At 42.9% G+C, this 19,762-nt stretch carries 15 protein-coding genes; 8 read left to right on the top strand and 7 right to left on the bottom strand.

Annotated elements, in window-relative coordinates; translation table 11 throughout:
* Window positions 1-36 precede the first annotated feature (36 nt).
* Window positions 37-4,590, bottom strand: coding sequence for a biotin carboxylase N-terminal domain-containing protein (locus H5073_RS05920; protein ID WP_182677911.1), 4,554 nt, complete (start codon window positions 4,588-4,590; stop codon window positions 37-39).
* 124 nt (window positions 4,591-4,714) lie between these two features.
* Here H5073_RS05920 and H5073_RS05915 point away from each other — a divergent pair, with 124 nt between their 5' ends.
* Complete coding sequence (locus tag H5073_RS05915; RefSeq protein WP_182677908.1) at window positions 4,715-5,626, top strand: LysR family transcriptional regulator; 912 nt, start codon at window positions 4,715-4,717, stop codon at window positions 5,624-5,626.
* Between the two features lie 131 nt (window positions 5,627-5,757).
* On the opposite strand, the gene H5073_RS05910 is transcribed toward H5073_RS05915, so the two are convergent.
* The 6 genes from H5073_RS05910 to H5073_RS05885 all read right to left on the bottom strand — a co-directional run bounded on the left by H5073_RS05910 (window position 5,758) and on the right by H5073_RS05885 (window position 11,882).
* The gene (locus H5073_RS05910) at window positions 5,758-7,113 is read right to left on the bottom strand and encodes a transporter (protein WP_182677906.1); all 1,356 of its coding nucleotides are present in this window, start codon (window positions 7,111-7,113) and stop codon (window positions 5,758-5,760) included.
* 19 nt (window positions 7,114-7,132) lie between these two features.
* Window positions 7,133-7,846 (bottom strand): hypothetical protein, encoded by a 714-nt coding sequence (locus H5073_RS05905; protein WP_182677905.1) that lies wholly within the window; start codon window positions 7,844-7,846, stop codon window positions 7,133-7,135.
* Between the two features lie 10 nt (window positions 7,847-7,856).
* Window positions 7,857-8,501 (bottom strand): C39 family peptidase, encoded by a 645-nt coding sequence (locus H5073_RS05900; RefSeq protein ID WP_259394834.1) that lies wholly within the window; start codon window positions 8,499-8,501, stop codon window positions 7,857-7,859.
* Window positions 8,502-8,602: 101 nt separating this feature from the next.
* Window positions 8,603-9,673 carry a hypothetical protein gene (locus H5073_RS05895; protein ID WP_182677901.1) on the bottom strand — a complete coding sequence of 357 codons (1,071 nt, stop codon included), beginning with the start codon at window positions 9,671-9,673 and terminating at the stop codon, window positions 8,603-8,605.
* Window positions 9,674-9,695: 22 nt separating this feature from the next.
* Complete coding sequence (locus tag H5073_RS05890; protein WP_182677899.1) at window positions 9,696-10,331, bottom strand: hypothetical protein; 636 nt, start codon at window positions 10,329-10,331, stop codon at window positions 9,696-9,698.
* Window positions 10,332-10,568: 237 nt separating this feature from the next.
* The gene (locus H5073_RS05885) at window positions 10,569-11,882 is read right to left on the bottom strand and encodes a sigma-54 dependent transcriptional regulator (protein WP_182677897.1); all 1,314 of its coding nucleotides are present in this window, start codon (window positions 11,880-11,882) and stop codon (window positions 10,569-10,571) included.
* Between the two features lie 624 nt (window positions 11,883-12,506).
* On the opposite strand from H5073_RS05885, the gene H5073_RS05880 reads away from it, so the two are divergent.
* From H5073_RS05880 to H5073_RS05850, 7 genes are all read left to right on the top strand, one after another.
* Window positions 12,507-13,703, top strand: a complete 1,197-nt coding sequence (locus H5073_RS05880) for a hypothetical protein (RefSeq protein ID WP_220487968.1) — start codon at window positions 12,507-12,509, stop codon at window positions 13,701-13,703.
* A 149-nt stretch (window positions 13,704-13,852) separates the two neighbouring features.
* The gene (locus H5073_RS05875; protein WP_182677895.1) at window positions 13,853-14,452 is read left to right on the top strand and encodes a SprT family zinc-dependent metalloprotease; all 600 of its coding nucleotides are present in this window, start codon (window positions 13,853-13,855) and stop codon (window positions 14,450-14,452) included.
* Between the two features lie 102 nt (window positions 14,453-14,554).
* Window positions 14,555-15,292 carry an endonuclease gene (locus H5073_RS05870; RefSeq protein WP_404948379.1) on the top strand — a complete coding sequence of 246 codons (738 nt, stop codon included), beginning with the start codon at window positions 14,555-14,557 and terminating at the stop codon, window positions 15,290-15,292.
* A gap of 13 nt (window positions 15,293-15,305) precedes the next feature.
* Entirely contained in the window at window positions 15,306-16,040 is a 735-nt protein-coding gene (gene rsmE, locus H5073_RS05865) for a 16S rRNA (uracil(1498)-N(3))-methyltransferase (protein ID WP_182677893.1), read from the top strand.
* A 36-nt stretch (window positions 16,041-16,076) separates the two neighbouring features.
* A complete protein-coding gene (gene gshB, locus H5073_RS05860) occupies window positions 16,077-17,036 on the top strand; it encodes a glutathione synthase (RefSeq protein WP_182677891.1) in 960 nt (319 codons plus the stop codon).
* A gap of 2 nt (window positions 17,037-17,038) precedes the next feature.
* Complete coding sequence (locus tag H5073_RS05855; protein ID WP_182677889.1) at window positions 17,039-18,430, top strand: alkaline phosphatase; 1,392 nt, start codon at window positions 17,039-17,041, stop codon at window positions 18,428-18,430.
* A gap of 138 nt (window positions 18,431-18,568) precedes the next feature.
* A complete protein-coding gene (locus H5073_RS05850) occupies window positions 18,569-19,606 on the top strand; it encodes a methyltransferase (protein WP_182677887.1) in 1,038 nt (345 codons plus the stop codon).
* The last annotated feature ends 156 nt before the right edge of the window (window positions 19,607-19,762 follow it).

The following is a 19,762-nucleotide window of genomic DNA, read 5'->3' as shown; positions in this document are numbered from 1 at the left end:
GGGCATTTTTTCAATTAGCCTTTAATAGGTTAATCTTTAGTTTTCAATAGGTGAAATAACAAACAGTAAATCACCTTGTGAGACTTGCTGACCATTACTATTGAGAATACGCTCAATACGATATTGCTGATCTTCTGGGTAAAGCACTGCACCTTGACGGTTAAAGCCTGCGAGATTAACCTGTGAGAACATCTTCATGGCTTCTGTTAACGCCAATGTCTGTTCAACGGTAACGACATCGCCTTCTTTAACAAAATCAGCTTCACCTGGCGCTGGTGAGGTATAGAAAATACCCGCACCTTGTGCCAAGACTTTCAGCTCATTACTTTCACCCACACGTAGGGACTCAGTATCTACCGCTTCGGTATCTGCAGCAGCTTCCATTTCAGCAATAAGCGCTGGAATATCAAGCTCAGCCATCAAACGAGGTAGGTAGTTAGTATCGTAGACACCTTCATTGAAGGTGGCATCACTTAAAATAAGCTTCAACAATGGAATGTTAGTTGCAATTCCACGGATAACCACAGTATCCAAGTAGTCATACATTTTCTTGACCACATCGGCACGGTCTTTACCACGTATGATGATTTGTGCAATTAAGCTGTCGTAATAAGGTGATACTTCTTTACCTGAATCTGCGATAGAGATAATTTCCACATCGTCGCGTTTAGGCATCACACATTCAGTGATTTTCCCCGGGTTTGGCAATAACTGCAGTACGCCATGGCTATCAAGCGCTGCTTTTTCAGCCGTGACTCGCACTTCCATCGCATAACCTTGCTCGATAGGCTCAAGTTTCTCAATTGAGCGACCTGCGGCAATATCAAACTGTGCACTGACGATATCAATCCCAGAGGTAGCCTCTGTTACTGGATGCTCAACCTGAAGACGAGTGTTCATTTCCATGAAGTAGACTTCGTTCGCATCTAAGTTATAGATAAACTCTACGGTGCCAGCGCCCATGTAATCAGTGGCATCACCTAATGCACGAGTGTACTCAAGCACTAATTGCTTAAGCTCTTCAGGCAACATGGTAGAGCCAGATTCTTCAATCACTTTCTGGTTATTACGCTGCACTGAACAATCGCGAATACCCAATACTTTAGTATTACCAAATTTATCACGCAGTAACTGCACTTCGATATGGCGCAATGACGTTACATATTTTTCTAAGTACAAATCACCATTACCAAAGGCGGCAGCCGCTTCGGTGGCCGTCTTTTGGAATAGACCAATCATATCCTCAGGACGTTTAACCACCTGAATACCTTTGCCACCACCACCTTGTACTGCTTTAAGTAGTACAGGGTAGCCAATTTCAGTGGCCACATTCACAGCTTGCTCAGCATTGGTTAAGATGCCGTGACTACCTGGAACCACAGGAACATTGTGCGCTTGTGATGTATGAATAGCATTTGACTTGTTACCCATGGTCGTCATCGAGTGAACACTAGGGCCGACGAAGTTAACGCCATTATTCACACAAAGTGCAGCAAACTGCGGGCTTTCAGAAAGGAAACCAATACCTGGGTGCAGGGCGTCAACATTTTCGTATTCAGCCACTTTTAGCACAGAGTAAGCATTTAAATAACTTTCATCTGAGGTATTGCCCCCTAAACAAACCAGCTTATCGCCCTCTTTAAGCATATCTGCAGGTACGGCTGTCATATCAGGATCTGAGGCCACTAACACCACATTAATCCCGTTATCATGGGCCTTACGGATAAGCTTAACCGCAGTACAACCACGGGCGTGGATCAGCACCTTTTTAATCGGCTTCATCAAAGCACGAGGATCGTCTTGAACTATCTCGTCAGTTTCCTCAATCACATCAGCGGCTAAACTAGATAATGATTTAGTGATCACATCCTCAACTTTAAGGTTAGTAATCGGCATTAATGGATCAATACCCGCTAATAATGAATCTAAGTTAGCGCTAAATGGATTCACCACTAGACCTGCCATAGCCCCTGGCACTTTAGATAAATAGTTAGATAAGGTCGCTGTTGATGGCAAGTATGCTGGAACCACCATTTGCCCTGCAAACGGCATGTTAGTACCAGACAAATAATAAGTTTGCACTAATGGGTGAGTCACAAAACTCGCCTGTGCACCACCGGTACAATCACCAAAGCCAAACATCAATACAGGCAATTCATTATCACGAATAAATCGAGTGATACGGTCATTCACTACTGCCATTGAAAATAGTGCTGCTGCACCTTCTTTGGTTTGCATGCCACCTGAACTGATAAAGCAAATCACAGGTAATCTGCGCTTAGCACATTCGATTAGCAAGGCGCTGAACTTCTCGGCACTGGCCATATCAAAGGCCCCCGCTTGGAAAGCAGTATTTGATACCGCAACACCAACGCGCAGTTTATTCCCTTCATGGGTAAAGTCAGCAAGACCAGTTATCAAACCGCAGGGACGGATCTTTTTATCTATGGCATCTTCAATCGATAAACGGAAGCCTGGGAAGTTAAGCAAGTTGGCCGACATTTTATCGCCATCAATCTCATCGAAATGAGTAAAGAATTTACCAATGATATTTTCCCAACCCATGGCACCTTTTTTCTTCTCATCCCGTAACACCTTTTGGATCAACAAATCTTGATAACCCATGGTTAAACGGTTCCAGAAGTCTTTACGGCGGCCGATGCGCACAGGGTTAATTGTCCCGGTGTACTTATCGAGCTCATCTTCACTGTCAAAGTATTCTGGTAATAAGCGTTCAAAGAAATAGGTTAAGATAACGAATAAACTATCGTTTAACTGTGGGAAACCGACACTCTTCCATTGTTCAACACGTGTTAATAAATCAGCACGGTTTGACTGTGACATAAAGTATTTCAGCCACTTGTAGAATTTACTCTTATCACTCGTCTGGTTCTGAGTCGACAAAGCATTGTCAATCGACTTATGCAGCAGCTTATCTACTGAAGCCCGAGACAGGCTTTTGGTCATCATGGCTTCTTTAGAAATAGAGGCTAAATCAGCCACTACGCTGTCATACAATTCATTGAAAATGAGAATATTATGACATTGCCAAATGAAGTCTTCACGCAACTCATCATTAACAATGACATCAAGTACTGTTAATTGGTTTAGTTCAGGCCAAGGTGCTTTTGTCTTCGAACTTGGCAATGACTCAAGGTGTGCTATCAGCCCCTTAAAGTTATTGCCCGCATTGCTCTTCCATCTGTGATACAGAGACCAACTGACGTTAAATAGCAGCGCCTTACGCGCTTTTTTATAGTTTTCTTTAGGCTCACCTAAAATAAAACGAGTAATGACGTTACGTTCTGTGGATATTTCACTGCGCTTAGCGGCAAATTGCACCCAGAGTTTATTTAACTCTTCGTCATAAACGAGTTTATCTGGGTTTGACAGCCATGCGTGGAACACACGTTCTTGCTCTTGCTTGATACGCTCAAGCAAATCGCCTTCAGGTACGCTTACTTTTGAAAGGCGGCCATACTGCTCTTGAGAGATAGAATGGATCCGGCTTCTTAAGGTTAAGTAACGCAAATAACGATAGGCGCTACCAAATAAATTGTGATGCGCCGTTGGGCTATCTGCGACGGCTAAACCAGAGCTATTCTCTAGATTTAACAATCCCTTAGATGGATTTAAAAAACGTTCTAAACTGCGATCATAATGCTCACGTAAATCACTAGATTCACGAACAAAATTAATTGCAGCTTTTTCAACAGCTTCAATACTGCTAACGATAGCACGACGTAGATTATGCTGACGCTCATCGCGATCCGATGGAGAAAAATCGATAATACCGTCGATGCAACCTGAGTGATAAAGCTCTTCTGGAGAGACACCCACAGACTTAGCGCATTCCTGCCAAGACAAGTTGTACTTACGGGCAATACTCTGTAATCCCTGTGGTTGAATAGTATTAAAAATACCATCGCGCAAAGATAACAAGATATTTGCTGCCGCTAATGGGATTGCGCCGCCAGAATAACCCGCACCAATAACTATGCCCACTGTAGGCATATCTACGTTAGCAGATTCTGCAATGGCTTTTGAAATTGAATGAGCCTGATTTTGGCTATTAGCTATCTCACCTGCATCCGCTCCTGGTGTATCGATAAGATACACTATAGGCATAGATAATTCGGCAAAGTGACGAATGGCTTTACAGCATGCGATATGATGCTCTGGCATCCAAGCACCATTAGCCGTGGTACGCTCTTGAGCAATAAAACCGACCCTGCGAGTACGTGAACCAAAGTTAAGTTCTATTTCAGCGCGATAAAAAGGGCCTAAATGAATTTCACTTATTAGCTTACCTTTTAAATCGGCGATAATACGTTTGGCACCAGGACGATTTTTATCTAGTGTCGGCTGGATGACTTTATTGACATAACCATCTACATCTAATGCTGCTAAACTTTTTAAGTTTACTTGGATAGCATCATCAGATAACAAACCTTTAATTTCTTCTGCCAAACCTTGCTTGCTGTGAGCAGGAAACAAAGAGAAATCTTTTGCCAGATGCTCAGCTTGTAAAAATAGCGGGTCTGGGCTTTGTACTTGAGTCATATGTTTGGGCTGCTTTTTGCTGGTCATCAGTTGATCCTCTGCGTCGATAGCCTCTGAAATTTTTAGTCGGTAAATATAACTTTGTTAATAGTCTAATTACCATTAAACTAGCTTGGACGCTATGTTCCATAAATGAGACAGTGAGAACAAAATGCCCGATTTGAACGGTATGATGCTGTTTGCAGCGGTAGTAAGAGCTAAGGGTTTCTCTCAAGCAGCAAGAGAGGTCGGACAACCCAAGTCGACAATTAGCCGAAAAGTTGCTCAACTTGAAGAGCAACTAGGGGTCAGATTACTGCAAAGAGATACCAGAAATATCAGCTTAACTCAGGTTGGAGCACTGTTTTTTCAGCACTGTGACTCTATAAGCCAGGAAATTGAAGCAGCTAAAGCCACCATTGAAAACACTCACAGTGATATTTCAGGCGCACTTAGAGTTGCCATTCCGGTATCCTTTTCCCAAGACGTTATAGGCAGTTTGTGCAGTAATTTTATGCGCCTTTATCCCAATATCGAACTTGATGTACAGTTTACAGATAACGATGTCGGCTTAGTGGGTGAAGGCTACGATATCGCTATCAAATACGGGCCGCTACAATCCTCTGATTTGGTCGCTAAATTGCTATTTGAACGCCAGCCTATTTTAGTCGCCAGCCCAAGCTACATTAAAAATCACGGAACACCAGCTACCCCACATGAATTAGCACAGCACAAAGGCATCCTTCTTGGTACCACACTCTCAGCACCTATTTGGCCGCTGGGGAAAGGCAACCGTAAAACCATGGCAACCTTTAACCGGAAAGTCAGGGTTAATAGTGCCAGCATGGTGAAAAGGTTGGCCATAGACGCATACGGCATTGCCATGTTGTCAAATACCAGCTGCAAACAAGAATTAGCCTCTGGTGCGCTAGTGCCCATATTGCAGGAATGGCCAATGGAGCCTTTTAAGGTTTACGGGGTGTATTCCAGTCGAAGGCAACTTGCCACTAACATCAGTGCATTTTTAGAATTTTTTGCTAAGCGCTACGGCAGCCAAGAGTCACTGCAATCTATGATGAATTAGGAAATAGAATAATTTATCATGTGTTCGATTATGCGATCGCTAATAAAAAACCACTCGTCAGAGTGGTCTTAAAGTGTTGAGTCGTTGACTATTTATCAAATCTGATAAACTGCATTCCCTGTAATTCACAATTAAAATCGATACGGGAAACGTAAGCTAATTTGATAATCCGGTGAATCTTCAGTTAAGCCAGCACCGATGGAGGTTACCATGGACAAGTTTTCAGATAAGGCTATGGTTGCGCCGATCCCCAGACTTGCTGTATTGGTATCGGTACGAGGAATTTTTTCCCAAGGACCGCCTAATGGTTGCTGCTTAGTTTTGGTATAAAATCTTTGGTTGAAGCTCATAGCAAGGCTCATTCTTTCAGATACCGCAAATGCTAAACCTAAGCTGTAATCTAAGTAATCACCTAAGTCTATTTTACCCGGACTAAGCCCAGGATTACCGGATAAATCATCAAACTCTTCTTCGCGAGTCCAGCCATAATTAAGATTAAAAAATACAATGGCAGGATCAAAGGTTTTTGCCAAACTAAATCCCGTTGAAGCACCCCAAACCCCTGAACCTGTAGCAACTTCAGTAGGATAGGTTAAATTACCAAACTCTGAAGTTTCCAGATCTATCCCAAAAGGGTCGTTCCCCGTTGGCGCTCTTAGACGCACATTCCACACCCAGTCTGGCCAGTCAGTAGATTCTGCATTAATGCGATAATACACGGCCGCACTCATATCACCTATGCCACCGCCATCGACTTGAGCTGTTTCATAGCGTTGGCTAGAGTTACCCTCACCCACTGAATCATATTGAGTCCAGCGGAACATATAAGGCACACCAATTTCAAACTGCCAATCTTGATTTAATGTATAGCGGGTGGTGAGGTCTAATTGAGTGGTATTGGTTCTAACGCGATCTAAGTTTAAATTGCCTAGGAAAATAGCATCTAGTGCTAAAAAGCCTCTTAAAATAAGATCCTTTCGACTGTAATAACTGTAGGTAAAAGAAGGTTCTATGGTGAGTTTTCGGGTAAATACATTATGGGTTTCTTGCAATAAATCATCCGTACTACGCCCTCTATCAGGGGCTTTCTTTCTCGTTTCTTGAGTTGATGCAATCTGTGGCGCTGGCGTTTTGGCAGCCATTGACGTTTTTCTTTCAATATTATCGTTTGAGTTAACAGCAACGGCTTGCTTAGCTGGCTGCCTCCCCGAGACAGATTGTAGATATGCTTCTTGTTTTAATACTTGCTGCGCCATTTGGTTAATCGTTTGTTGCTGTATTTTAAGCTGTTTATTTAAGATAATAAGTTTTTGCTTTAACGCATTTAGCTCCTGCCCTGAGGTTTGGTTTAGTAATTGTTGCTCTGTTTGTGTCTGCCGCTGGCTTGCTGGCTCACTCGTTTTCGTTTGGGTTTCAGCAGCTACTGTGTGCAAAACAAGCATTCCCGGCAGTAATGCTGCTGTTGCTGAGGTCCATTTTATATTCATAAACACAGGTCCTTGAACGTTAGAATCCAATGGTTCTTAAATCACTGATTTGCCTGCCAAGTAAACTCGAACTTAAGGTCCCCACAGACATCCCATCGTACCTAATTGTAGACTGATTTATGACACCGTGATTAATTCCTTCAATTGCAATGCTTTGTAATAACTGACCATTTCCTTGGCCATAATTCACCCCTTGAGTTGCTTGCCCCGACGCTAAGTTAACTTGATAACCTAAAGAACCAGTATTAGCAGAGAACACGCTAGTGCCGTTGCTGCTAATCAGGCTAGTCCCTAATGACAAATTTACCCCGTTAGTCAGAGAGTCCAACCTACCTTGTGACATAGTTAAATCGTTCACCGCTAGATTAGTCTCTCCAGCAATTTGGATCCTTTGTTGAAGCCCAACTGACTGCCCTAAAGTATCTAATACAAGCGATTGCGAATTATCAATCTGTCCAGCTTCGCTAACACTAATGACCACCGAAGCTTGGCTGTTAATGCCAATAAACTCGACCTGCATACTCACTTGATCTTGAACGCCATTATCTTGAATAAATTGAGTTTGCATCTGTAAGCCAAAATAATAGTCTTGGCCATTATCGGTGAATTTGCCTTTCATCGAATCAAGCTCGATATCACTGAGAACCTGACTGCTTTGTAATGCAAATAAAGTGGGGGGCTCTGCCATTACAGGCGTTGCCAAGCCTATTAGAAGTACAATGCTAAATTTCATTTCTTTCCTCCTAGAGCATATCCGAATATGAAAAACCAAATTCCAATAACTCAGCGTCTGTCATGGGAGCAAAAGGAGCTAGGGCGCGATAGCTTAATTTAGCTCGCGGATGCAAAAGTGCGTTTTCTCTTTGATAATCATTGCCAATAACAACAAACACCACACCATTCCATTTGGCCATAAAATCTTCCATAGTAATGATTCTATTGCCTAACGCTGGATCGCCTAAATAAACGTCTCCAGCTTCTTGACGACGAAACACCACAAAATGGCTATAACCGCCATCATCAAGCAGTACAATGGCGGGTATTTTGAGTAAAGATATCTCTGCTTCACCGACTTTGTATCCTCGGCTCCTATAACCATTGGCCTGTAAATAACGCTTCATATTAAGAAGCGAAAAGCCTTGCTCTTTAACTAGATTGATATTGGCATGCTCAAGCATACCGATTAGCACTTGCTGCTCTGTTATATCATTTTGACCGTAAGCATACTTAAGCACGCTTGCTAAGCTCGCAGCACCACAGGAAAAATCTGTTTTTTGCTCAATAACATGTTCAAACTTTCGCTCTCGTATGCTCTGAATTGATTTAATATAAGTCCCCATTCCTGGCACAACGCCAGTAAGTGACACTTCTGCAGCGGTTACCCACAAGCTAAGAACACAGAGAAAAACACACAATATAAGTCTCATATAATGAAATCAGGGGGTTGCCCCCCTGCCTTATGTTGCGAAAATACAACAATAGTAGAGCACTATTCTGGAGTAATAACTTCAGATGCAGCAGTAATGCTGGTCAGTGCTAAATTATTAGACTGTAAGTTACCTGTACCACTTGCCATATTCACCCCAATATTACCCGATGAATTTTGGAAAGCCGTACCCGCAAGCAAGGTTGAATTGTTAGTTTTTTGAGTGACGGTTTGAATAAAGAATGGCAGTGAACCACTGACTGTCCCAGCTAAATCCAACTCTCCAGCCTCATTAAATGTCATGACTTGGCTACCCGTTGGGTTTTCCGTATCATAATCAATATGCCCCTGCACTAGGCCATCTCCAGTGCCATGACTGCCATCACCTTCTAAAATAACCTGTGGGTAATAAGGCTCTGCTAAACCTGAACTTCCTTCGTAACCACCAGTACCTGAAAATGCAAATTCCACATTTACGCTCTCAGCACGATCTTCTACCACACTCATGTTCATCGTGCCGTTATGCCCAGTTTGTTGTACATTTGACACGCTCGCTTCGCCCAAGGCACCACTATAAGAAGATGCAGCCATGTTATTAGCTTGCAAGTTGTTATTGCCTGCCGCAATATTTACACCAATATTACCACTGGCATTCATGAAGGAAGCACCATCGATTGTCGCCGTATTAGTTGATGCTTCATTCAAGACGCCATTAAAGCCGCCAACTTGAGTGCTGAAAATTTCAGCATCACCGGATCCAAATGCAAAACCGGCATCAATTGAAGCTAAAGCCGCTGAGTTAGTTTGAGCATTAAAGTCACCTGAAGCTTGGTTAACGCCAATATTACCACTGGCATTTTCAAATGCATTTTCAGTAATTTGAGCACTATTATCATGATAATAATTACCCACTTCATTCATGCTCGACTCTTGTACATTTTCAACTACGGCCATACCTAAGCCAGCAACGTTAATGCTGCCATTAATTGCCACAGTTCCTTCATAAGTTAAATCTTTGGTCACCTTAACCTTTTTGTCTAAATCGACACTGCTGTCTGACTCTGTCATTCCATCTGCATATGCTGAACTACTCATAATTGCTGCGATACTTAGCGCTAGAGTGAGTTTTTTCATTTTCCATTCCTCCGTCGGATGATTATAAATTCCCGCTGGGAAGTTGTAGCGAGAATTGATTTACGGCGATGTTGCCATCACCAGAAATTTGATTAATTTGCATCACACCTTGAGCATCCAAAAAACTATCTGGTGCTATCTCTGCATGATATTGGGATGTTTGAAATGAGGGGGGCTGCTGACTAGATACTTGAGTTAAAGCAGTGTCACTAAGGCCTAAGCCTACGATGGAGTCTAATGCAACACTGCCTAAGTTTGTTTGAATGTTATTCTGGCCACTGACCTGATTAATACTTGCTAGACCTTGGAAATTTGCAAAAGCTTGGCTGTCGATAAATGACACATGTAATTCGTCCTCATCGAGCATAGCTTGCAAGTCCCAAACATTAGAGATTGGTGCTAAAGGCTGTAAGTCATTTTGTTGAATGGACTCTATTGAAGTGCTTTTACCAAAGGCATGGCTATTAGATTGGATATTATGATCGCCCGATGCTTGGTTAACCGCAGCTCTTCCAGCACCCTGCATAAGCTTAGTGCTTATCACGCTCGTTTGATCTGCTGCAAGCATCATAGGTGCAACCAAAACGCTCAATATAAAGGCATGCAATATCCGCGCTGTGCCAAGCCTTTTGGTAAACATTTGAGTTGCAATATCCATAACATAATCCATTTCGTAATTGACACTAGGTAATAGCAACACCTGTGCCAAAAAAGAAAAGTTTATATCTTCAACTAGATAGATAAATGCAATCTTTTAAATGTCTTAACTTTGAGACAACAACTCCGTAATCAACTGAAAAACAAGGTTATTTATACCTAACCGTTTTCTTATTTTTAAGATAGGCCAAAGCTCCCATTAATGACAACCAAAAAAACACTTATAGTGTGATGATATTCAAAGCTGCAAACCATGCTTATCCATCAATCTGTATAAGGTCGCACGAGAGATTTTAAGTTGACTAGCCACTTGTTCAGCTTGCCCACCAGCCACAAGTATCGCCGACTGAATAGCTTGCTTCTCCACATCATCCTTCAAACGTCTAAGTGACATAACATTTTGAGCCGAGTCTTGTTTTTGAGTCAGCTCTAAATTAGACGCATTTATTTGTCCCCCGTCACTGAGCACCACAGCACGTCTAATACGGTTGATAAGCTCCCGCACATTTCCTGGCCACGAGTAATTGAGCACCGCTTGCTTGGCATCCGCCGATAACTGCTTATTGGGCAATTCATATTCAGATAAATAGGTAGAGATAAACTCTTCGGCTAAAGGCAAAATATCATCTCTTCGCTCCCTTAGGGGCGGCGTTTCCAAGGTGATCCCATTCAAGCGATAAAATAAATCTAATCTAAACTCGCCATCATCTATGGCTTGCTCGAGATCCACATGGGTTGCAGCAATAATTCTTACATCTGCAGACTTGCCACCACTACCTCCTACCGTATCGAACATCCCCTCTTGCAAGAAACGCAGTAAATTAACTTGTAGCTCTAAAGGTAAATCACCTATTTCATCTAAAAATAAGCTACCGCCATGGGCCTGAGTTATCTTACCTTTATGAGCATGGGCAGCGCCTGTAAACGCGCCTTTTTCATGGCCGAATAACTCAGACTGCACTAAGCCTGCAGCCATAGCACCACAATTTACTGCGATAAAAGGTCCTTTACTGCGGCTAGATAGCGCATGTAATTTCTTTGCGATCAGCTCTTTACCTGTTCCGCTTTCACCTCTAATTAGTACCGGAATATCCGTGGGAGCCACACGCTCAACTTGATGAAACAGTACCTGCATGACTTGTGATTCACAGGTTCGCTGATGATTTGAAGGATTATCCAGTGAAGGTACACATTGGCGCTTTAATCTAGCAAGACCCATTCCATGCCCTAGGCACTTCTCTAGCCTTTCAGGATGAATTGGGCTGGTACAGTAGTCCCAAGCAAACTGGGCAATGAAGGTTGTAATTTCATCTGAATCTAACTGAGGTTTATTGATAAGTACTATGACATGCACGCAAGAGTTTAACTCCCTGACCAGATAATTGGCCTCGGCCATAAAGCTCTCACATCTAAGATCCACTAAGCACAAGTGACAATTTACAGGTAGCGTTTTGTAGTCTTTATTTTTAGTATGAAAAAGTTGGTAACCTAAACGAGAAAGCACTTCACTGAGTTCATCACACTCAAAGCCTGCCATTAATAATGGTTCCATGATCACATCCTTTCGGTTGCAGGAAACACCTATCCAAATTATTGGCGAAATTTCACACTAACCGATTATTTAACTTTGAAATAAATTTATCCATGCTGTTTGTATTGATGTCGACATCCAACTTGTCAACCAAATCGGTTGTGTCGCAGTTATTATCTGAGTGTGAGTTTATAAAGTTATTCACTCAGCTGGCTAAACCGATTTAATTAAGAGCAGCCCTAAAGCACTACTCAATTCAGAAGCCTTCACTTCTTAACCTACGAGTATGGCTCAAAACTGAAATTCAAACATAAAAAGAGCAGAATAGAATCGATTATATCGCTCAAAACTTTAGCCTATTGGCTATAATTTTTTATAAATCAGTAATCTGCAGCATCCTTTAACACTGTATATTTATTAGTTTAACCTCCGCTCGGATTAAGAGATGAATAAACGATATTAAAATAACAAAAATTCAATAGCTTAAACTTGGACTTTACGCTGATAACAAGGTACTTTCTCACGCAAACAATACGCGTCAATAGCTAGGTTATTGACGCGGTGCAGAGAGCTGTTTGATAGGCATTTATTATCCCGAGATGAGGTTAGCTTAACTTCCTAGGCACAAGCACCGAGGTTTACACCATGAGCATATTTTATTACTCCAAACAACGGGTTCTACTCGCGATTTTTGTCAGCGCATTATCGCTAACAACCATAGAAGCCTTAGCAGACTCGAGGTTAACATTTACCCCCAGTGCCGAAGAATCAAGACTGGCTAAGGCTCTTCAGGTGATACCAAGTACTGTTGAGCGTTATCAAGGGATATATCAGGATTTTAGCCAACATTATCAGCAAGAAAATAACGAATTAGCACTCTCTGCACATAGCGCTTCTTACGGTACCCAACTATGGCAGCAGGCTGTGCGCGATGTGCAGTCAGGATTCTATGATGATAGGCCCTTATATTGGGGCCGTCTGATGATGCAAAACCAGCTGACTCAACAAAAGGCTGGCTTTGCTGTTGCTGACTGGCAAAAAAATATTTTGCAAAAGACCATAGAGAAAACCTCACGAGGGCTCAGTGATATCCAATTTTCGCCCACTAATGACATCAATATTTTACTCACAGGGTTTGACCCTTTCTTTCTCGATAAAGACATAAGCCAAAGCAATCCTTCAGGACTTGTGGCACTCTCCCTTGATGGCTATCGATTTTCAGTTAATGGCAAAAAAGCACAAATTGAAACAGCCATGATCCCGGTGCGTTTTAAAGATTTTGACCAAGGGCTTATTGAGTCACTATTAACCCCTTGGTATAGAACCCAAAAGCTCCACATGGTACTGACGGTAAGCATGGGCAGAGATAACTTTGATTTAGAAAGGTTTCCTGGGCTTAACCGCAGCGCCAAAGCACCTGATAATCTGAATGTTTTTACTTATGCCACCAAAGAGCAGCCCAAAGCACCTCTATTTAATGGACATAAGTTAATGGGTCCTGAATTTGTCGAATTCTCACTTCCAGCATCAGTAATGACGGCAGTAAAAGGGCCTTGGAAAATCACAGATAATCGCCAAGTCACCACACTGTCTAAGGGGCAATTCATGGCAACTTCTTTAGCTGAACTTAAATCAAGCATCTCAGTTGAAGGCTCGGGTGGCGGCTACCTTTCAAATGAAATATCCTATCGCAGCCTGTTACTGAAACAGCAACTTGACCTAACTATCCCAGTTGGGCATATTCACACCCCCAAAGTCAGTGGCCATGATCCACTTAATGAAGCTAAAATGGTCGAGCAAATCCGCGCCATGATTGAGGCGGCTGCCAGTACAATTAACTGACTCACGACCGATCCACACCTTGAACACTAAAAATGTTCAGCTAACACTTTGATCGTCTAACACAGGATCAATTGCGCCGCGAAACGTATACTAATAGCGCCAGTGGATGACTCTCGCTGGCTTTACACTTAAGAGCCAAGATACTCACTATGTTTTCATCTTTGTTTAATCGCCGTAGCAACATAAATAAACCCGCAAGCCAAGTAGCAAAATCAACAGCTATGCGTAAGCCGGCGAGAAAAAACACCGTGGCCTTAACCCCTTTGCAGTCACAAATTATTGAACGTGTAGAGCAAGACTATCTCCAAGCAGAAGCTTTCTTTAAACAGCCTTTTTCACGCCCAGAGGTGCTTTTTAGTCTAAGAGGGAAAAGTGCTGGCACAGCTCATTTACAGCTCAATAAAATTCGCTTCAATCCTGTTTTATTAGCAGAAAATCCACAGGTTTTTCTGTCGCAAGTCGTCAGTCACGAAATTGCCCACCTACTCTGTCATCAGCTCTATGGCCGGGTAAAACCCCATGGTCAACAATGGCAAGCGATCATGGTGCAGGTTTTTAATCTCGCGCCGTCCACCACCCATCAACTCAATACCCAATCAGTGCTTGGCCAGCAATTTGAGTATCTGTGTGATTGCGGCTCAATCAATTTATCGATTCGACGTCATAACCGTGTTCAGCGTGGGCAAAACCAATATCGATGTAAAGTCTGCATGCAAACTCTAAAACCAGCCAAGGTTTATCCCTCTTAAAGTCACAGCTTAAATCACGATTAAACCATTGCCTAGCAAGCCAGATTCACCTAGTATCGCCATGGACTGCATCACTGCCACCCCTTAGATTTGGATACACAATTGCATCGATTAATTCTTAACTATTTCTATCTACTACTATGCCTTTGTTGCACCCTGATTACCTTTCAAAGCCACAGTGCTGAGCATGCCAGTAGCTTCAGGCAAGCTAAAAAACTAGCGCAACACATTTACCTTACAGACTTGCCATTGGCGAGCTTTTACTGTGGCTGTGACATCAAAGTTGATGGCAAGAAATGGCAACCACTCTTTAAAAATTGTGGATTCAAAGTACGTAAACAACTTAAAAGAGCCCAGCGCATTGAATGGGAGCATGTCGTTCCTGCTTGGGAATTTGGTCATCAAATGCAATGTTGGCAACAGGGTGGCCGTAAATTTTGCAGTAAAAATAATAAAGAATTTAATAAAATGGAAGCCGACTTGCATAACTTAGTTCCCGCCATTGGTGAAGTGAATGGCGATCGCAGTAACTATCGTTTCAGTGAATGGAATGGCAGAGCCAATCAATATGGCCGCTGTGACATGTTAGTGAATTTTAAAGACCGAAAAGTGCAGCCCCCTAGCAATACTCGCGGCGCGATTGCCAGATCTTATTTCTATATGCAACAACGCTATGGCATGCGCATCTCTAGCAGCCAAGCAAAGTTATTTACCGCTTGGGACAAACAATATGCGGTCAATAGTATAGAATGCAAACGTGATCGTTTAATTGCCCAATCTCAGGGGAATCACAATGAATTTGTTCGTCAATCCTGCCTCAAACTCGGCTTAATAAATTAAAGGTTAGACTGTTATGAGAGTCCCACGCATTTACCAATCCATAGCGCAACTTCAAATAGGCCAAGCCTATTCTCTTGATGAAGACGGTGTAGCTCATATAGGTAGAGTCCTTCGTATGGGCGAAGGCGAGCAGATAATGCTATTTAACGGCGATGGTAAAGATTATTTAGCAGACATCACCAACGCCAGTAAAAAAAATATCACAGTCACCATCATCAGCATGGAAGAAAATCACAGCGAATCGGGTCTTCATTTGCACTTAGGCCAGGTCATTTCCCGTGGCGATAGAATGGAGTTCACCATTCAAAAATCGGTGGAATTAGGGGTTAACACTATTACCCCTTTATTTTCAGAGCGCTGCGGTGTAAAACTAACCGGTGAGCGATTAGAAAAGAAAATCAATCAGTGGCAGAAAATTGTGATCAGCGCTTGCGAGCAGTCTGGTCGCAGCCAAATACCACAAATTCGCCCAGCAATGGATTTAGCTGCTTGGTGCCAAGAGCCAAGCCAGGCGTTGAAGCTCAATTTACACCCAAGAGCCAAGCATGGAATTAAAGGGCTTACCCTTGCAAACCCAAGAGTTCGATTACTCATAGGTCCAGAGGGTGGGCTGTCTAGTGAAGAAATTCTAATGACAGAGCAATGTGACTTTACCGATGTATTACTCGGCCCTAGAGTCCTAAGGACTGAAACCGCCTCATTGACGGCGATCACGGCTTTGCAATTAACTTTTGGCGATCTCGGCTAAGCTCGCCCACACAATATCCGTCTAGAAGGAAAGATCATGCTTAAGCTAGGTATAGTGATGGACCCAATCAGTGCCATCAACATTAAGAAAGATTCCAGTTTCGCCATGCTATTGGCTGCGCAATCTCGTGGTTACCAATTGTTTTATATGGAAATGCAAGACCTTGCCATGGTAAACGGTAAGGCAATGGCCAAAATGCGCGCCCTGAAGGTCAAGCAAGACCCTGCTCAATGGTATGAGTTAGCAGAGAGTATTGATACTCCGCTTTCTGAGCTTGATGTGGTACTGATGCGAAAAGATCCTCCCTTTGACACCGAATACATATACGCCACTTATATGTTGGAACGTGCAGAAGAAGAAGGCGTACTCATAGTCAACAAGCCACAAAGCCTGCGTGATGCTAATGAAAAGTTATTTACCGCTTGGTTTAGCGAGTTCACTCCAGAAACCATAGTAACTCGAGATGCGGCGCGAATTCGTGAATTTCACAAACAAAAACAAGATATTATATTAAAACCTTTAGATGGCATGGGCGGCACGTCTATTTTCCGCGTTAAAAAGGACGATCCTAACGTCGGCGTTATCATAGAAACCTTAACCAGCTATGGCCAGCAGTATGCCATGGCCCAAGCCTTTATTCCTGAAATCACTCAGGGCGATAAACGTATTTTAGTGGTCGATGGTGAACCGGTGCCTTATTCATTAGCACGAGTCCCCATGAAAGGTGAAACCCGCGGTAACCTAGCAGCAGGCGGCAGTGGTGTCCCACAAGCGTTATCAGAAAGCGATTGGCACATTGCTCGCTCTATCGGTCCTGAACTTAAAAAGCGTGGCTTAATATTTGTAGGACTCGATGTCATCGGTGACAAGCTCACCGAGATCAACGTCACTAGCCCCACCTGCATTCGTGAAATTGAAGCAGCGTTCGATGTGGATATTACTGGCATGCTGATGGACGCCATTGAACGCCGAATCAAGCAAAAAACTCAAGGATAATTATGAGCCTTAAATCCCTATTCGGCCTAGTCACCGGCCTTGCAATCATCAGCTTAACGCTTGCTATAACACCTGCCAGTGCTCAGGAAATGTTTGCCGCTTCCGAGTCCAATGTACCAAATGCAGGACCTGCACGGCCCAAGAATATCATTATCATGATTGGCGATGGTATGGGTCCCGCTTACCCTACAGCTTATCGGTATTTTAACGATAATCCTGACACTCAAGAAATTGAGCAAACCGTGTTTGACCGCCTTTTAGTCGGCATGGCCAGCACTTATCCTGATAGAGGCAGCGGTTATGTCACAGACTCAGCCGCAGCAGCAACGGCGTTAGCCACCGGCTTTAAAAGCTACAATGGTGCCATTTCAGTGGACATTAATAAGCAACCACTGACCACCCTAATGGAGCGCGCTAAAATCTCAGGGCTAGCAACAGGTATTGCTGTCACAAGCCAAGTAAACCATGCTACTCCAGCGGCATTCTTAACCCATAATGACAGCCGCAAAAACTACCTAGATATTGCTCAGTCCTACCTAGCTACTGATGCTGACGTTATTTTAGGTGGCGGACAGGATTATTTCTCCGAAGACTTATTGGCACAATTTGTCGCTAAAGGTTATGAGTACGCCACAGATAAAAAAAGTTTAAGCAAAATCAAAAACGGTAAAGTTATCGGCTTATTCGCACCAGTGCAATTACCTTGGGCAGTCAATAGTAAAGGTAGCTTGCAACTGAGTCAGCTGACTCAAAAAGCACTGAGCTTACTCTCACAACAAGAGCAAGGTTTTGTATTATTGGTTGAGGGCAGTCTTATAGACTGGGCTGGGCACAGTAATGATATCGTCTCTGCCATGGGTGAAATGCAAGAGTTTGCCGCCAGTATCGAAGTGGCCGAGCAATTTGCAAGGCAGAATAAAGATACCTTGGTGATAATCACAGCCGATCACAACACTGGCGGGCTTTCAATTGGCGCCAACGGCGAGTATGTATGGCATCCTGAGGTCATCAAAAATGTTAAAGCGAGCCCAGATGTTATCGCGAAACAATTGATAGACACCGAAGCTTGGTTAAGTTCATTCACACAACTTGTGGGTTTTGAACCGGTTGATTCTGAATGGTCATTATTATTAAAAGCCAAAGAAAAAGGCTTAGATGATTTTACCTTAGCCATCAGCCGCCTTATTGATAAACGCTCTGGCACAGGCTGGACGACATTTGGCCATACCGCCTTAGATGTTCCTGTTTATGCCACAGGACCTGGCGCAAAATTATTTTTTGGTTTTCAAGATAACACTGATATTGCCAATAAAATTTTTAGCCTACTTCCTGAGCCCCAAACAATAACACCTCAAGATAAAGCTGACAGCGGCGCCCCCATAACAGAACTTTAGTTGAGCTTTAGCGACTCAGTATAAGTTACTGAATCTTATTCTTATCCATTAATTTAGGGAGCCAAGGCTCCCTAAATTTTTACTGCGTGCCACTAACTCGTTATAATCAAGCCACTCACCTAATAATTGGCCAGCACAGTGCTCAGTAATTCATCTCAAGTTATCCTGCGTAATAGCGATTATTTTCAACACCAAAATGTGCTAATCCTCAATTATGAGGCTGATACTTTAGGCTTGAGCCTATTAGCACATGCTAAATCAGTCACAGCATTAGCTCTTGATTTTAATCATCATTTACAGTTATCCGAAAAGCACAACCCTAATTTAGCCTGCTTTTTCGGCCACACCTTGCCAAGCTCATTCGCGGGAAAAACCTTCGATTGTGTGATCATTTATTTCCCTAAAGCCAAAACTTTAGCGCCTTACTTATTTGAAATTGCAGCAAACCACCTCGCCATTGATGGGCAGTTGGTGATTGTCGGTGACAATAAAGGTGGAATAAAATCAGTAGCAAAGCTGACCCCTGAGTGTTTTAGTGCGCCCGTCAAGCGAGATAATGCCAGACATTGCTTGCTTTACACTTGCCAGCTTGAACAACAAGCAAGGGGGTTTAAACTTGAAAACTGGCTAAGTCGCTACAGTTTAAGCACGCCTCAGGGTGAAATTAGTATTTGCAATCTGGTGGGGGTTTTTAGTGAGAAGCGCTTAGATCTCGGTACAGAACTATTACTATCACATCTGCCTAAGCTCAATGGCCGTGTACTGGATTTTGGCTGCGGTGCGGGGGTTATTACGGTTGCCTTACTCAAAGCCATGCCTGAGCTTAAACTTGAATGCATAGATATTAATGCCATGGCATTGGCATCTTGTGAATTGACCTTACAAGCCAATCACATGCAAGCTAAAGTCTACCCCTCAGATGGCTTAGCTCAAGTCACGGGCACATTCGATGCCATAATCTCAAATCCTCCCTTTCACGATGGCCTAACCAGCACTACAGATATCGCCACTCAATTTGTCACCATGAGCGCGATTAATTTGAAATCAAATGGGATTTTTCAGATTGTTGCCAACCGTCACTTACCCTACGCAGATACCATAGCCCAAGCGTTTGGGGCATTTGATGTGCCCGCAGAAAATAATAAGTTTAAACTCTATGCTTGCCATAAAAAGTAATCCTCAGTTTATTAACCATTCCCTTGTCTGATATTCGTGAACCGTCAGCCAAACATCCTTTGGCTGACTTGTATCACAAGCGCTGGGTTTATTTGAGATTTAGGCTGGAGTTCATCAATGAATTCAGTTAGATTCGTAATGATAACAAGATGGATT

This window comes from Shewanella sp. SR44-3, from assembly GCF_014163735.1.
Taxonomy (GTDB): Bacteria; Pseudomonadota; Gammaproteobacteria; order Enterobacterales; family Shewanellaceae; genus Shewanella.
Note: the sequence above shows the minus strand (reverse complement) of the source record. Positions and strands in the feature narration are given on the sequence as shown.

Bases quoted from the DNA above. Each gene is read 5' to 3' on its own strand.
- H5073_RS05890 (WP_182677899.1), bottom strand. From the start codon at position 10,331: ATGGATATTGCAACTCAAATGTTTACCAAAAGGCTTGGCACAGCGCGG.
- H5073_RS05885 (WP_182677897.1), bottom strand. From the start codon at position 11,882: ATGGAACCATTATTAATGGCAGGCTTTGAGTGTGATGAACTCAGTGAA.
- H5073_RS05905 (WP_182677905.1), bottom strand. From the start codon at position 7,846: ATGAAATTTAGCATTGTACTTCTAATAGGCTTGGCAACGCCTGTAATG.
- rsmE (WP_182677893.1), top strand. From the start codon at position 15,306: ATGAGAGTCCCACGCATTTACCAATCCATAGCGCAACTTCAAATAGGC.
- H5073_RS05855 (WP_182677889.1), top strand. From the start codon at position 17,039: ATGAGCCTTAAATCCCTATTCGGCCTAGTCACCGGCCTTGCAATCATC.
- H5073_RS05875 (WP_182677895.1), top strand. From the start codon at position 13,853: ATGTTTTCATCTTTGTTTAATCGCCGTAGCAACATAAATAAACCCGCA.
- H5073_RS05880 (WP_220487968.1), top strand. From the start codon at position 12,507: ATGAGCATATTTTATTACTCCAAACAACGGGTTCTACTCGCGATTTTT.
- gshB (WP_182677891.1), top strand. From the start codon at position 16,077: ATGCTTAAGCTAGGTATAGTGATGGACCCAATCAGTGCCATCAACATT.
- H5073_RS05895 (WP_182677901.1), bottom strand. From the start codon at position 9,673: ATGAAAAAACTCACTCTAGCGCTAAGTATCGCAGCAATTATGAGTAGT.
- H5073_RS05920 (WP_182677911.1), bottom strand. From the start codon at position 4,590: ATGACCAGCAAAAAGCAGCCCAAACATATGACTCAAGTACAAAGCCCA.
- H5073_RS05915 (WP_182677908.1), top strand. From the start codon at position 4,715: ATGCCCGATTTGAACGGTATGATGCTGTTTGCAGCGGTAGTAAGAGCT.
- H5073_RS05910 (WP_182677906.1), bottom strand. From the start codon at position 7,113: ATGAATATAAAATGGACCTCAGCAACAGCAGCATTACTGCCGGGAATG.